Origin of the sequence: Streptomyces sp. NPDC048254 (assembly GCF_043201895.1) — a bacterium.
In the GTDB taxonomy this organism is placed as follows: domain Bacteria; phylum Actinomycetota; class Actinomycetes; order Streptomycetales; family Streptomycetaceae; genus Streptomyces.
The window spans coordinates 444,129-458,017 of the sequence record NZ_JBICZJ010000009.1; the positions used below are offsets into that span (position 1 = coordinate 444,129).

General features: G+C 69.7%; 12 protein-coding genes and 1 rRNA gene. 10 read left to right on the plus strand and 3 right to left on the minus strand.

Annotation, left to right across the window (positions count from 1 at the left end; all coding sequences use genetic code 11):
* Positions 1–87: 87 nt before the first annotated feature.
* Positions 88–996 (minus strand): oxidoreductase, encoded by a 909-nt coding sequence (locus ACGFZQ_RS26775; protein WP_393842430.1) that lies wholly within the window; start codon positions 994–996, stop codon positions 88–90.
* 91 nt (positions 997–1,087) lie between these two features.
* Here ACGFZQ_RS26775 and ACGFZQ_RS26780 point away from each other — a divergent pair, with 91 nt between their 5' ends.
* From ACGFZQ_RS26780 to ACGFZQ_RS26820, 9 genes are all read left to right on the plus strand, one after another.
* Complete coding sequence (locus tag ACGFZQ_RS26780) at positions 1,088–1,690, plus strand: TetR/AcrR family transcriptional regulator (protein ID WP_393842431.1); 603 nt, start codon at positions 1,088–1,090, stop codon at positions 1,688–1,690.
* A gap of 267 nt (positions 1,691–1,957) precedes the next feature.
* Entirely contained in the window at positions 1,958–3,325 is a 1,368-nt protein-coding gene (locus ACGFZQ_RS26785; RefSeq protein ID WP_393842432.1) for a peptidase S8, read from the plus strand.
* 370 nt (positions 3,326–3,695) lie between these two features.
* Entirely contained in the window at positions 3,696–5,006 is a 1,311-nt protein-coding gene (locus ACGFZQ_RS26790) for a peptidase S8 (RefSeq protein WP_393842433.1), read from the plus strand.
* Positions 5,007–5,355: 349 nt separating this feature from the next.
* A complete protein-coding gene (locus tag ACGFZQ_RS26795; RefSeq protein ID WP_351328461.1) occupies positions 5,356–5,664 on the plus strand; it encodes a hypothetical protein in 309 nt (102 codons plus the stop codon).
* A 141-nt stretch (positions 5,665–5,805) separates the two neighbouring features.
* A complete protein-coding gene (locus ACGFZQ_RS26800; RefSeq protein WP_393842434.1) occupies positions 5,806–6,645 on the plus strand; it encodes a hypothetical protein in 840 nt (279 codons plus the stop codon).
* Positions 6,635–7,978, plus strand: coding sequence for a hypothetical protein (locus tag ACGFZQ_RS26805; protein ID WP_393842435.1), 1,344 nt, complete (start codon positions 6,635–6,637; stop codon positions 7,976–7,978). Before ACGFZQ_RS26800 ends, ACGFZQ_RS26805 begins: the two co-directional genes overlap by 11 nt.
* Positions 7,975–9,534 carry an SCO6880 family protein gene (locus tag ACGFZQ_RS26810; protein ID WP_393842436.1) on the plus strand — a complete coding sequence of 520 codons (1,560 nt, stop codon included), beginning with the start codon at positions 7,975–7,977 and terminating at the stop codon, positions 9,532–9,534. Before ACGFZQ_RS26805 ends, ACGFZQ_RS26810 begins: the two co-directional genes overlap by 4 nt.
* A gap of 14 nt (positions 9,535–9,548) precedes the next feature.
* On the plus strand, positions 9,549–10,967 hold the full coding sequence (locus ACGFZQ_RS26815; RefSeq protein ID WP_351708786.1) for an ATP-binding protein: 1,419 nt from the start codon (positions 9,549–9,551) through the stop codon (positions 10,965–10,967).
* Between the two features lie 13 nt (positions 10,968–10,980).
* A complete protein-coding gene (locus ACGFZQ_RS26820) occupies positions 10,981–12,507 on the plus strand; it encodes a type IV secretory system conjugative DNA transfer family protein (RefSeq protein ID WP_393842437.1) in 1,527 nt (508 codons plus the stop codon).
* Here the strand turns inward: ACGFZQ_RS26820 and ACGFZQ_RS26825 are convergent.
* Entirely contained in the window at positions 12,504–13,073 is a 570-nt protein-coding gene (locus ACGFZQ_RS26825) for a GNAT family N-acetyltransferase (protein ID WP_393842458.1), read from the minus strand. The two genes, ACGFZQ_RS26820 and ACGFZQ_RS26825, sit on opposite strands and share 4 nt — an antisense overlap.
* 103 nt (positions 13,074–13,176) lie before the next feature.
* Here ACGFZQ_RS26825 and ACGFZQ_RS26830 point away from each other — a divergent pair, with 103 nt between their 5' ends.
* Positions 13,177–13,728: an isochorismatase family protein gene (locus ACGFZQ_RS26830; protein ID WP_393842438.1), complete on the plus strand. Its 552-nt coding sequence runs from the start codon at positions 13,177–13,179 to the stop codon at positions 13,726–13,728.
* 77 nt (positions 13,729–13,805) lie between these two features.
* On the opposite strand, the gene rrf is transcribed toward ACGFZQ_RS26830, so the two are convergent.
* Positions 13,806–13,889: ribosomal RNA gene (gene rrf, locus ACGFZQ_RS26835) — 5S ribosomal RNA — on the minus strand; the annotation flags it as partial.

Here is a 13,889-nt window from a genome sequence, read left to right on the forward strand (position 1 = left end):
GGCCGCGGACGGACCGACGGGCGTCCGGGTACTGGGAGAAGGCGTACTGGGAGAAGGCGTGCCGGGCGGCGGTGTGCCGGGCGGCGGTCACACGGCCTCGACCCCGAGCGGCCACGTCACCCCCGTCATCTCCTCCGACAGCGTCCACAGCCTGCGGGCCGCCACCGGGTCGCTCGCCGCCGCGCTGCGGCCCGCCAGCGCCGGTGCGCCCCGCATCTCGCCGAGGCCGCTCGGGCCGACGTAGCTGGCGCCGGGCAGGTCCTGGGTCGCCGCGTACAGCGTGGGGAGCGTGCCCCCGCGGTCGTCCTGGGCGACGAGCAGGTTGCCGAGGCGCATGCCGAGCCGGGCGAGCGGGTTGGCGGTGTGGCTCTGGAGGTTGGTGGCCGCGTAGCCGGGGTGGGCGGCCAGCGCGCGGACCGGGGAGCCGGCCTCCGTCAGACGGCGCTGGAGCTCCAGGGTGAACAGAAGGTTCGCCAGCTTGGACTGGGCGTAGGCGCGGGTCGGGCTGTAGGTGCCGCGCAGGTTGACGTCGTCGAAGTGGATCGTGCCGTCGCCGCCGCGGTGCAGCCCGGAGGAGACCGTCACCACCCGGTCCTCGAGGAACGGCAGCAGCAGGTTCGTCAGCGCGAAGTGGCCCAGGTGGTTCGTGCCGAACTGCATCTCGAAGCCGTCCTTGGTGGACTGCTCCGGGAGCATCATCACGCCGGCGTTGTTGATCAGGAGGTCCAGCGGCCGGTCCCAGCCCGCCGCGAACTCCCGTACCGAGGCCAGGTCCGCCAGGTCCAGGCGGCGCACCTCCGTACTGCCGGACACCTTCACCGCGGCCGCACGCCCGCGCTCCAAGTCCCGTACCGCGAACACCACGTGCGCACCGGACCGGGCCAGCGCGTCCGCGGCGGTGAAGCCGATGCCGCTGTTGGCACCGGTGACCACGGCCGTACGGCCGGAGAGGTCGGGGAGACGGGACGCGTTCCATGTGCCAGTTTTCTCAGCCATGCCCGCCAATGTAGGCGGCGCCTACAATGATGTCAACGACAACAAAGATGGCACTGCCAACAAAGATGGCGACGCCAACATCCGGGTTACGATGACGCCCATGCCGCACAGCCGCCCCTACCACCACGGAGACCTGCGCGCCGCCCTGCTCGCCAGCGCCGAACGCACTTTGCGCGAGAAGGGTGCCGCCGCGCTGTCCCTGCGCGAACTGGCCCGCGACATCGGGGTGAGCCATGCCGCCCCCGGCCGGCACTTCAAGGACAAGCAGGCCCTGCTGGACGCGCTCGCACTCAACGGGTACGACCGTCTCAACCAGGGCCTGGAGTCGGCGCACGATCCGGACACCCCCCTCGAATCGCGCATCGTCTCGCTCGCCCGGACCTATCTGACCTTCGCCGTCGAGAACCCCGAGCTGCTGGAACTGATGTTCTCCCGCAAGCACGACCCGGACATCTCCACGCCGTTGGCCGAGGCGGTCGACCGCTCCATGGGCTCCTTCGTGCGGCTGCTCACCGACGCCCAGCAGCGGGACGAGATCGTCGACGGCGACCCCGAGCGCATCACGCTGGTCGCGGCGTCCGCCATCCACGGTCTGGCCACCCTGGTCGCCAACTGCATGCTCCCGGCGGACGAGGCGCTGGCCGGCCTGGACGAACACGTCCATCTCCTGCTGCACGGCCTGAAGCCCCGCTGACCGCTCGGTACGCCCCGATCAACGCGCATTGACCCACCGCCGCCGGCACCCCCAGGTCAACCGAACCCCAACTTCCGGCCATCCGCGACCCAATGATCAGTAACCCCAGGCCGCCCTTCAGTAACGCGGAAGTCAGGATTCCGAAACCCGTCTTGTTGTCGCGTCCCCAACAACGCGATGGTCGTCGCGGGCCGCCGCCCCCACCGGCAACCACACCGGTGGCCCCCACCCGCAGGCCTCTCTCCCCCTCATCCAGGAGGCTGTACGTTGCGCACGACCACCCCCAACACCCCCCACATACGCGGCAGATGGCGCCGCGTCGGCTCGGCAGCCGCGGCCACCGCCGCCCTGCTCGTCGCCGGACTCGGCACCGCGGCACACGCCACCGCGGCCACCGCCACCACGGCCCACAAGGCCAGCACCAAGGCCATCGCCGCCCAGGTCGCCAAGGCCCATGTCCAGTACGAGAAGGCCGGCTGCGGCGCCACCCCGAAGAAGGGCTTCGCCGCGTGCGACGCCCTGCGGGTCACCGGCGGCACCACCGCCTTCATGGAGAAGCAGGCCGCGCTCAAGGGCGTGACGCCGAAGACCGTCAAGCCGGACGCCGCCTCCGACACCCCCACCGGATACGGCCCTTCGGACCTCCAGTCGGCCTACGGCCTGCCCTCCGCCGCCGCCTCGAACGGCTCGGGCGAGACCGTCGCCATCGTCGACGCGTACGACGACCCGAACGCCGAGGAGGACCTGGCCACCTACCGGTCGTACTACGGCCTGTCGGACTGCACCACCGACAACGGCTGCTTCAAGAAGGTCTCCCAGACCGGCTCGACGACCTCGCTCCCCTCCGCCGACAGCGGCTGGGCCGGTGAGGAGTCCCTCGACCTCGACATGGTCAGCGCGACCTGCCCGAACTGCAACATCCTGCTCGTCGAGGCCAAGTCGGCCTCCGACGCCAACCTGGGCACCGCGGTGAACGAGGCCGTCAAGCTGGGCGCCAAGTTCGTCTCCAACAGCTACGGCGGCGCCGAGTCGTCGTCGGACACGTCGTACGACACCTCGTACTACAAGCACGCGGGCGTGGCCATCACCGCGAGCGCCGGTGACGAGGGCTACGGCGCCGAGTACCCGGCCGGCTCCCGCTACGTGACCGCCGTCGGCGGCACCGCCCTCAAGACCTCCTCCACCAGCCGCGGCTGGACCGAGAGCGTCTGGAAGACCAGCTCCACCGAGGGCACCGGCTCCGGCTGCTCCGCCTACGACGCCAAGCCCACCTGGCAGACCGACACCACCTGCACCAAGCGCATGATCGCCGACGTCTCCGCGGTCGCCGACCCGGCCACCGGCGTCTCCGTCTACGACAGCTACGGCTCCGACGGCACCGGCTGGAACACCTACGGCGGCACCAGCGCCTCCTCGCCGATCATCGCCTCGGTCTACGCCCTGGCCGGCACCCCGGGCAGCAGCGACTACCCGGCCCAGTACCCGTACGCCGCGGCCGGCACCTCCGCCCTGAACGACGTGACGAGTGGATCCAACGGCTCGTGTTCCACGTCGTACTTCTGCACCGCCAAGTCGGGCTACGACGGCCCGACCGGCTGGGGCACTCCGGAAGGGACCGACGCCTTCACCGGCTAGGCCCCGGCAAGACCTCCCCGTCGGGTCACGGGGAGCCGCCACCGTGAGGGGGACGTGGGGTCCCCTCGGCGGCACAGAAAGGGAAACGGGTCACGGCAGCCGGCCGTGACCCGTTTTCCGCGCCTCAGGCACCTTGGCAACGCCCGTGAAAATTCTGTGAGTTGGGTCAATCATCCGTCACCCGCAGGACAACGGGCGGCCATCGACGGGTCACGCGAAGGCCCCGTTCGGCAATGCGGAAGTCATGATTCCTGAACCCTCTTGTTGTCGCGTACTCAACAAAGGATTCTCATCGCGCACCACAACGCACCAGATCGCACCCGCACCGCCCCTGTTCCTCCCCCATACCGGAACTCAGGAGGCTGCACGCATGCGTTCCACTCCCCCCAACAGATCCTCCCTGCGCGGTGGCTGGCGCCGACTCGGCACAGCGGCAGCGGCCACGGCCGCACTGCTGCTCACCGGATTCGGCACCGCCGTCCAGGCCGACGCGGCACCTTCCGCCTCCTCCGCCAAGGTGACCTACACCGCGACCCCCTGTGCCACCCCGAGGCACACGGGCGAACTCGCCTGCAACTCCTACCGCGTCACCGGCGGCCTCACCGCCGCCCAGAAGCAGCAGGCCGCGAAGACCGGCATCACCCCCAAGGCCGCCGACGCCACCACCCCCTCCGGCTACAGCCCGACCAACCTCCGGGCGGCCTACGGCCTGACCTCGGCGGCCGCCTCCAACGGCTCGGGCGAGACCATCGCGATCGTCGACGCGTACAACGACCCCAACGCCGAGACCGACCTCGCGACCTACCGCTCGTACTACGGCCTCTCCGCCTGCACGACGGCCAACGGCTGCTTCAAGAAGGTCAGCCAGACCGGTTCCACCACCTCGCTGCCCTCCTCCGACGCCGGCTGGTCCGAGGAGATCTCCCTCGACCTCGACATGGCCTCCGCGATCTGCCCGAACTGCAACATCCTGCTCGTCGAGGCGACCAGCGCCACCATGGCCAACCTGGGCACCGCGGTGAACGAGGCGGTCACCCTGGGCGCCAAGTTCGTCTCCAACAGCTACGGCGGCAGCGAGTCCTCGTCCGACACCTCGTACGACTCCTCGTACTTCAACCACACCGGTGTCGCCATCACCGTCTCCGCCGGTGACAGCGGCTACGGCGCCGAGTACCCGGCCGCCTCCAAGTACGTCACCTCGGTCGGCGGCACCAAGCTCGCCACCTCCTCCACCACCCGCGGCTGGACCGAGACGGTGTGGAAGACGTCGAGCACCGAGGGCACCGGCTCCGGCTGCTCCGCCTACGACGCCAAGCCCACCTGGCAGACCGACACCACCTGCACCAAGCGCATGATCTCAGACGTCTCCGCGGTGGCCGACCCGGCGACCGGCGTCTCCGTCTACGACTCCTACGGCGTCACCGCCGGCTGGTACACCTTCGGCGGCACCAGCGTCTCCGCGCCGATCATCGCCGGCGTCTACGCCCTCGCCGGCACCCCGTCCAGCGGCTCCTACCCGGCCAAGTTCCCGTACAACTACGCCGGCACCTCGTACCTCAACGACGTGACCAGCGGCAACAACGGCACCTGCACCACCTCCTACTACTGCACCGCCACGACCGGCTACGACGGTCCGACCGGCTGGGGCACCCCGGAGGGCACCACGGCCTTCGCGGGCTGACACGACCTCAGGAAGCCAGTGGGCCCCGGCCGGTGCCGGGGCCCACTGGCCATTTCCCCATGACTACCGTGAGAACATCGTCTCGACCCCTCACCCGACCGGCCGCCATCAAACGTGCCAGGTCATAGAGGGGGTCAACGACGGAACCACACGACAGGTTCCGCTCAGGCCTCATTGCCCGGCGTGACCTGCCGTGATACACAGAGTGACCGTACGAGCACTTCGTACGAAACCCGCCAATCGATGACGTCAAGTCGACATACTCCGGCGACGTTTTCGGCGAGAATGATGCGTGACCTCTGCACCCGGCAGGGGCGAACGGAACTACCCACCAGGGGCGGTGACTTACGTGTTCTATGCGGCCGACAAGGGAGACATCAACACCATCATCGGCGGGATCGCTCCGGACTGGGGCCCCTTCGGCAGCCTGGGCAACGAGGCGAAGACGATGATCCAGGTGGTCATGGCCGTCGCCATCCTGCTCTGCCTCGGCATCGCCGTCTGGGGCGCCGCCAAACAGCGCATCGGCGCCACGGCCCTCCGCGACACCTTCAGTGCCGAACAGGGCAAGGGCCTCATCATCGCCGGACTGACCGGAGTCTTCATCATCGGCTCACTCGGCACCCTGTTCACCATCGTGTACGGCATGGCCGTCTAGCCAATCTGCACCTCCCTTTCCCCCGCTCCGAGGTTGCGTTTCCCTGATGTCGAGTCACCACACCGCGCCCGCGCGGGAACCAGCACGGCTACCGTCGTACTGCTACGCGTTCCGGTACGACGTGGAGGGGGAGTACGCGGCATGAGCCTCGGAGACGAGCCCGGCTACCCGGATACGGGCCACACCCGCACCCGCCTGCCCGAGAGCGACCCGTACGGCGGCGCGTCCCGCCGCGGCGGCCGCTCCTCCTCCAGAAGCCTGGTCACCGTCGTAGGCGTGGTCGTCCTCCTCATCGCAGCGATCGCCTTCGCGAACAGGGGCGGGGACGGGGACTCGTCGTCCGCCACGGGCAACGGCGGCAGCGGCAGCGGGGGCCAGCCGACAACTTCGTCAACGGCGGCGAGCGGCACGAAGCCGGTGGAGACGAAGAGCGGAGAGGGAATCCCGACCGGGTTCGCGCACAGCTCGCAGGGGGCGCAGAGCGCGGCGGCGAACTATTCCGTTGCACTTGGCTCGACCGACATGTTCGTCATGGCCAAGCGACACGCGCTCGTGAACACGATCTACGCCCCCGACGTCGCCGCGAGCAGACAAGCGGGGCTGGACAGCGCCTATTCCAGCGCGAAGTTCCTCACAAACATCGGCCTTAACAACGACGGCAGCGCACCGGTCGGCGAGACCTTCGTCTCCCGGGTCATCCCGGTAGGCACGAAGGTCACCGCGTCCAGCACGGACGCCGCCACGGTCGCGGTCTGGTACACCTCGCTCTTCGGACTGTCCGGTGCAGCCTCGACCAACCCGGTGACCGAGAGCTGGTACACCACCACCTATGAACTGACGTGGGTCGACAACGACTGGAAGATCACCGACTTCCAGCAGAAGGACGGCCCAGTCCCCGTCGGTCGTGACCAGCAGGCCTCCACCGCCGACGACATGACCAGGGCCGTGGAGGAGTTCGGAGGGTTCACGTATGCGCGCTAGCCACCGTTTCCTCAAAGTCGGCGCGATCCTCGGCGCCCTTCAAACGGCCGCAGTGCTGCTGGCCACCCATGCCGTCGCCGCCCCCACGCCCTCCGCCACTCCGTCCCCCACGGCGAGCAACGACGCCTGCGACCTCATTCGCGGTCCCGCGAAGGACTACTGCGAGAATGGCAGCGGCGGCAGCACCGGCGGCTCCACCACCGACCCCCTCACCTCCACCCTCGACCCCCTCTCCTCGCTCGCCCAGGGCTGTGCCAAGGCCGCCTCCTGGACCGTCGACAAGCTCAGCGACGCCGTGAAGGAGACCGCGAACGTCGACTTCACCAACGAGAAGTTCCTCCAGCAGTACGCCGTCGTCTTCGCCGCGTCGACGATCCTCACCCTCCTCCTGTGGCTGCTGGCCGTGGCCAAGCGGGCCGTACGCGGGGTCCCCCTCAGCACCGCCATCTCCGAAGCCGTCGGCTTCCTCTGGCTGACCGTGCTGGCGTCCGCCTTCACGCCCCTCATCCTCTACACCGTCGTATCGGCCACCGACGGCGTCACCGACGTCCTCGCCAAGACCACCGGCAACCAGACGGACACGTTCTTCGGCACCTTCTCCGGCGCCCTCAGCAAGGGCGACGACATCGGCGGCGGCCCGATCATGCTGATCGTCGTCTCCCTGGTCAGCATCCTCGCCGCCGGCGTCCTCTGGCTGGAGCTCGTCATCCGGGCCGCCCTGCTCTACGTCGGCGCCCTCCTCGGCACCGTCGTCTACGCCGGCCTCGTCGACAAGAACCTGTGGGGCCACGTCCGCCGCTGGGCCGGCATCATGATCGCCGTCATCCTCGTCAAGCCGGTCATCGTGATAGTGCTCGGCCTCGCCGGCGCCCTGTCCTCCGACGGCGGCCCCGACGCCTTCTCCGCCGTCGTCTCCGGCCTCGCCATCATCCTGCTCGCCATCTTCGCCAGCGCGATGATCTACCGCTTCGTCCCCGGCTTCGGCGACGAGATCGCGGCCGGCCGCAACAACCGCATCATGCAGGGCGCCGAGGGCAAGGCCGCCGCCGTCATCAGCAGCCCCGCCAACCTGGTCGCCCAGGGCATCAGGACGCACAGCGCCCGCGCCGACAACAACGGCGGCGGGGGCGGGGGCGGCGGTTCCGCCTCCTCCGGCGCCCGCCCCTCCAACCCGGCCTCGGGCGGCGTCGCCGCGCACAGCACGCGCACCCCGAACAGTGGTGGCGGCGGATCTGTCCCCTCCGCCGCACCCGCGCCCCGCGCGCCCAGCCCGATGAACACCCCGCACGCCGGCAACACCCGCAACAACAGCTCGGGAGGTGAAGGGCGTTGACGACCGAGTCCCATCTGTCCCATCCGGTCACGCCCCGCCGTACGTATCTGATCGGCCGCGCCCGGCCGAACGCGATCGTCGGCCGGAACCGTGAGTCCGGCGAGATCGTGCTGATCATCGCGGGCGCGTTCCTCGGCATGATGTGCGGGCTCCTCGTCCCGGTCCTCTCCCTGCGGATCGTGCTCCTCATGGGCTTCCCGCTGCTCGCGCTGGCGGCGGTCTACGTGCCGTACAAGCGCCGTACGTTCTACAAGTGGTTCGAGATCAACCGCAGTTTCAAGCGCACCCTGCGCCAGGGCACGGTCTACCGTTCCACGGCCGCCGAGGCCGGCACCCGGATCGACGGCCGCGAGGTCGAGGTCGGCCCCCCGCCCGGCATCGGCCGGATCAGCTGGCTCGCCGCCCCGTTCGGTCCCGACGAGATCGCCGTCCTGCTCCACGCCGACCGCAAGACGGTCACCGCCGCGATCGAGATCGAGGGGCCGGGCGTCGGCCTGCGCGACTCCGAGGACCAGGAAGCCCTCGTCGACCGCTTCGGCACCCTCCTCAAGCACGTGGCGAACGGCGACGGCTTCGTCACCCGCCTCCAGATGCTCGCCCGCACCCTCCCCGCCGACCCCGACGCCCACGCCAAGGACGTCGCCCAGCGCGGCGACGAGAAGGCCCCGGACTGGCTGTCCCGCTCCTACGACCAGCTCCAGTCCATGGTCTCCACCAGCAGCGAGCAGCACCGCGCCTACCTCGTCGCCTGCATGCACTACTCCCGCGAACTGGCCGCCGAGGCCCAGGCGATGGCCCGCGCGGCCCGCCCCCAGGGCGGCCGCAAGCTGGACCGCGACGCCGGTCTCGCCGTCGTCATGGCCCGCGAGCTCACCGACATCTGCTCCCGCCTCCAGGAGGCGGACATCCGCGTCCGCCAGCCCCTCGGCCAGGGCCGTCTGTCCTCCCTCATCCACTCCATGTACGACCCGGACCACCCCATCGACCACATCCAGGCGATGACCCAGCGCAACGCCTGGCCGGCCGAACTGGACGCCATGGAGCCGACGTTCCTCCAGGCGAAGACCCGCGAGTCGAGCACCCGCCAGCCCTGGTGCCACGCCACGGCCTGGGTGAAGGAGTGGCCGATGACCCCCGTCGGCGTCAACTTCCTCGCCCCGCTCCTCGTCCACACCCCCGACGTCATCCGCACGGTGGCGGTCACCATGGACCTCGAACCCACCGAGGTCGCCATCGAGCGCATGCTCACGGAGAAGACCAACGACGAGGCGGAGGCGTCCCGCGCCGCCAAGATGAACCGGACCGTCGACCCCCGCGACATCGCCGCCCACAACCGCCTCGACCAGCGCGGCGAGGACCTGGCCAGCGGCGCGGCCGGCGTCAACCTGGTCGGCTACATCACGGTGTCCTCCCGTAACCCGGAGGCCCTCAACCGCGACAAGCGCACGATAAGGGCCTCCGCCGGAAAGTCGTACCTCAAACTGGAGTGGTGCGACCGTGAGCACCACCGCGCCTTCGTGAACACACTTCCCTTCGCCACCGGAATCCGAAGGTAGAGGCTGATGCGCTGATGAGGGACCCGCTGTCCGTCCTCACCGAAGCCTTCACGTCCTTCCTGTTCGGGAAGGTCGAGACGACCCGCTCCCCGGTCCGCACCTCCACCGGCCAGGCCCAGGCGGTCTACCTCCCCACGGCCGCCCCCGGCCTGGGCGACTCGGGCGTGATCATCGGCCGCGAGGTGTACTCCGGCAAGGGCTACATCTACGACCCGTTCCAGCTCTACGGCCAGCAGCTCCCGGCCCCGCACTGGCTGGTCCTCGGCGAGTCCGGCAACGGCAAGTCGGCCCTGGAGAAGACCTACGTCCTACGGCAGCTGCGGTTCCGCGACCGCCAGGTCGTCGTCCTGGACGCCCAGGGCGAGGACGGCGTCGGCGAGTGGAACCTCATCGCGGAAGAGCTGGGGATAACACCCATCCGGCTCGACCCGACGGCGGCCCTCAACCACGGCATCCGCCTGAACCCCCTGGACCCGTCGATCACGACGACGGGCCAGCTCGCGCTGCTCCGCACCATCATCGAAGTGGCGATGGGCCACGGCCTCGACGAACGCTCGGGCTTCGCCCTGAAGGTCGCCCACTCCTACGTCAACGAGACGATCCTGGACCGCCAGCCCGTCCTGACGGACATCGTCGAGCAGCTACGGCACCCCGAGCCGGAGTCCGCGGAGTCGATGAACGTCGCCATAGACGACGTACGCGCCTGGGGCCTGGACGTGGCCCTGGTCCTGGACCGCCTGGTCGACGGTGACCTGAGGGGCATGTTCGACGGCCCGACCACGGTCGGCATCGACCTCGACGCCCCCCTCATCGTCTTCGACCTCTCCCACATCGACCGCAACTCCATCGCCATGCCCATCCTGATGGCGATCGTCGGCGTGTGGCTGGAGCACACCTGGATCCGCCCCGACCGCAAGAAGCGCATCTTCCTGGTCGAGGAAGCCTGGCACATCATCAACAGCCCCTTCGTCGCCCAGCTCTTCCAGCGCCTGCTGAAGTTCGGCCGCCGGCTCGGCCTCTCCTTCGTCGCGGTCGTCCACCACCTCTCCGACGTCGTCGACGGCGCGGCGGCGAAGGAGGCGGCGGCGATCCTGAAGATGGCGTCGACACGGACGATCTACGCCCAGAAGGCGGACGAGGCCCGCGCCACCGGCCGGGTACTGGGCCTCCCACGCTGGGCGGTGGAGATCATCCCCACCCTCACCCCCGGCATCGCCGTCTGGGACGTCAACGGCAACGTCCAGGTGGTCAAGCACCTGATCACCGAGACGGAACGTCCGCTCGTCTTCACGGACCGCGCGATGACCGAGTCGTCCGCCGACCATCTCGCCGCCGCCGACGACGCCCTGCGCGCCGCGGAACTGGAGGCGGAGCAGCGGGCGGCGGCCTTCGTCGAACAGCACCTCGGCGACTCGGAATCGACGGTGGCGTAGGGAGGACCCGATCGTGAGACCGGACCCCCGGCAGGAGCGCGAACAGCAGAGCGGCGGCGGCATCCCCGACGGCCTGCTGATCGGCATACTCGCGTTCCTGCTCGGCATCACGGTAATGGTGTGGACGGCGACCGGCCTGGCAGCCTGGTTCTCCCACGGTGCCTGGCCGTCGACCGTCAACCTGTCCCACACCCCGCCCGCGATGCGCCACCTCATCGGCGAACCGCACGACATCACAGGCGCCTGGCCGGACACACCGCCGGCCCAGCTGTCGGGATGGGGCCTGTTCTGGGGCCTGTTCATCGGCCAGCTGATGATCCTGCTGGTCCTGACGGTCTTCGTGATGGGGACGGTGGCGAGATGGCGCGCGGGGAGAAGAAGACGGGCGGCGGAGAAGCACGCGCCTACGACAACGCCGGTCCCGGAAGCACGCACAGAACCGGAACCGAGGCCGACGCCGACGCCGACCGTGCACGAGACGATCGCCCCGGAGACGACCGTCCTTGAGTCAACGGTCCCCGAAGCGGGAGTCGAACACGCGGCTGGAGTTCACACCGGCACGGCCCCCGCCGGCTTCTACGCTCACCCCGCTGCCAACGGTGACCAGGTGGGTGGGTGGACGAAAATCCACATCGCCCCCAGGGACACCCGCCACACCACCGCGACCCAGGCCATCCGCGACGCGGCCGGCCCCACCCTCACCGTCACCTCGAACCCCGACCTCTGGTCCGACACCAAGGACGCCCGGGCCAAACTCGGCCCGGTCCTCCTCTACGACCCGAACCACCTCTGCGACACCCCGGCCCGCTTCCACTGGTCCCCCACGACCGGCTGCGAGGACAAGCAGACCGCGGTCCTGCGCGCCCAGGCACTCCTCACCCCCGTGAAACCCACCGCCAAGATCGACCAGGCGGTCACCGACACGGCCGAAACGCTCCTGCGCAGCTACCTGCACGCCGCCGCCCTGGAGAACCGCACGATCCGCCACGTCCACCGCTGGGCACAGGGCACCGGCGTCCAGGACGCCGTACGCACCCTCCGCACCCATCCGAAGGCGGCCCCCGGCGCGGCCGGAGAACTCGAGGCCGCACTCACCTCGCACCCCGAACGCCGGGACATCGCCCAGGAGCTGACGGCCCGGGCCCTGGCCGCCCTCTTCACGGTCAACATCCGCGAAGCCTGCACACCCAACCGATCCGACGCCCTCGCACTGGATTCCTTCGTGGCCGAAGGGGGCACGCTTTATGTGGTCGGTGAATCCATCGAGGACCCCAGGACCAACCCCGGAGCGATGCCCCTCCTGACGGCCCTCGCCTCCAGCGTGGTCGAGCGCGGCCGGCGCATGGCCGAACGGTCATCCTCCGGTCGGCTCGACCCACCACTGACCCTGGTCCTGGACGACGTCGCGGCCGTGGCCCCGCTCCCCCAGCTGCCCGACCTGCTCGCCAACGGCGTCGACCAGGGCCTGCCGACCCTCGCCCTGCTCCGCTCCCACGAACAGGCCCGCTCCCGCTGGCCACACCGGGAACTGCCCGTCTAGGCGCGGGCCCGGGACGGCCACTCCAGGACGAACTCCACCTCGTCCTCCGCCTCGTCCTTGACGAACGGCACGAGTACACCGCTCGGCACGAACCCCGCCTTGCGGTAGGCCGCCTGGGCCCGCGCGTTCTCCTCGTGCACCAGCAGCCGAACCCGCTCGGCACCCTGTTCCCGCGCCCACGCCACACCGGCGTCGAACAGTGCCTTGAGCAGCCCGCTCCCACGGTGCTCGGGCCGCACGAACACCCCGACCACATGCCCTTGCCGCCGCTCGACCGGAACTCCGGCCCAGTCCGTCGACCCGGCCTCCTCGACGAGCACGGTCACGCTCCCGGCCCACACCCCGTCCGCCGCCTCGGCGATGAACTGCCGCGCACCGCTCGGCTCCTGGGCCGACCGGGCGGCCCGCTCCTGATAGAAGGAGTCCGGCCGGCCCAGTGCGTCCTCATAGCTCTCCAGGAACGCGATATCCGCCACCGGATCCCGCAACGCGACGAGCCGCAACCGCTTCACGGCCTCCCACTCCTCGGCCCGTATCGCACGAACAACGTAATCACCGCTGGTCATCGCACTCATACGGCCACGGTAGCCGCCACCGGCCGCCCCGCTCACCTCGTTTACGACGCTCACACAAGGCCCGTTGTCAGTGCCCCCGCCTACTGTGGACGCCATGACGACTCTGCCGAACCGCCCGAACACCGCCCTGCTGGTCGTGGATGTGCAGAACGGTGTGGTGGACAGCTCCCACAACCGCGACGAGGTCATCGCCAACATCAACACCCTGATCGCCAAGGCCCGTTCCGAGGCGGTCCCGGTGGTCTGGATCCAGCACTCCAGCGACGAGCTGAAGCCGGACAGCGCCCCTTGGCAGTACGTGCCGGAGCTGACCCGGGAGGAAGCCACCGAGCCCCTCATCCACAAGCGCTACGGTGACTCCTTCGAGGACACCGAGCTGGAGTCCGTCCTGGCCGAACACGGCGTCGGCCGCGTGGTCGTAACGGGCGCCCAGACCGACGCCTGCGTCCGCTCCACCCTGCACGGAGCGATGGTCCGCGGGTACGACGCGACCCTGGTCGGCGACGCCCACACCACGGAGGACCTCACCGCGTACGGCGCGCCGGCCCCGGAACAGGTCATCTCGCACACGAACCTCTACTGGCAGTGGCAGGAGGCCCCCGGCCGAAAGGGCGGCACGGTCGACACGGCGGACGTGACGTTCTAGCCGCAAATACGGCCGGGAATACACCCGGAAATACAGAAAGGCCCACGCCATGACGGCGTGGGCCTTCCCTAAAATTTGTTCGGCGGTGTCCTACTCTCCCACAGGGTCCCCCCTGCAGTACCATCGGCGCTGTAAGGCTTAGCTTCCGGGTTCGGAATGTA

Coding starts and splice junctions, on each gene's coding strand:
- ACGFZQ_RS26830 (WP_393842438.1), top strand. CDS start 13,177: ATGACGACTCTGCCGAACCGCCCGAACACCGCCCTGCTGGTCGTGGAT.
- ACGFZQ_RS26825 (WP_393842458.1), bottom strand. CDS start 13,073: ATGACCAGCGGTGATTACGTTGTTCGTGCGATACGGGCCGAGGAGTGG.
- ACGFZQ_RS26790 (WP_393842433.1), top strand. CDS start 3,696: ATGCGTTCCACTCCCCCCAACAGATCCTCCCTGCGCGGTGGCTGGCGC.
- ACGFZQ_RS26775 (WP_393842430.1), bottom strand. CDS start 996: ATGGCTGAGAAAACTGGCACATGGAACGCGTCCCGTCTCCCCGACCTC.
- ACGFZQ_RS26780 (WP_393842431.1), top strand. CDS start 1,088: ATGACGCCCATGCCGCACAGCCGCCCCTACCACCACGGAGACCTGCGC.
- ACGFZQ_RS26805 (WP_393842435.1), top strand. CDS start 6,635: ATGCGCGCTAGCCACCGTTTCCTCAAAGTCGGCGCGATCCTCGGCGCC.
- ACGFZQ_RS26800 (WP_393842434.1), top strand. CDS start 5,806: ATGAGCCTCGGAGACGAGCCCGGCTACCCGGATACGGGCCACACCCGC.
- ACGFZQ_RS26815 (WP_351708786.1), top strand. CDS start 9,549: ATGAGGGACCCGCTGTCCGTCCTCACCGAAGCCTTCACGTCCTTCCTG.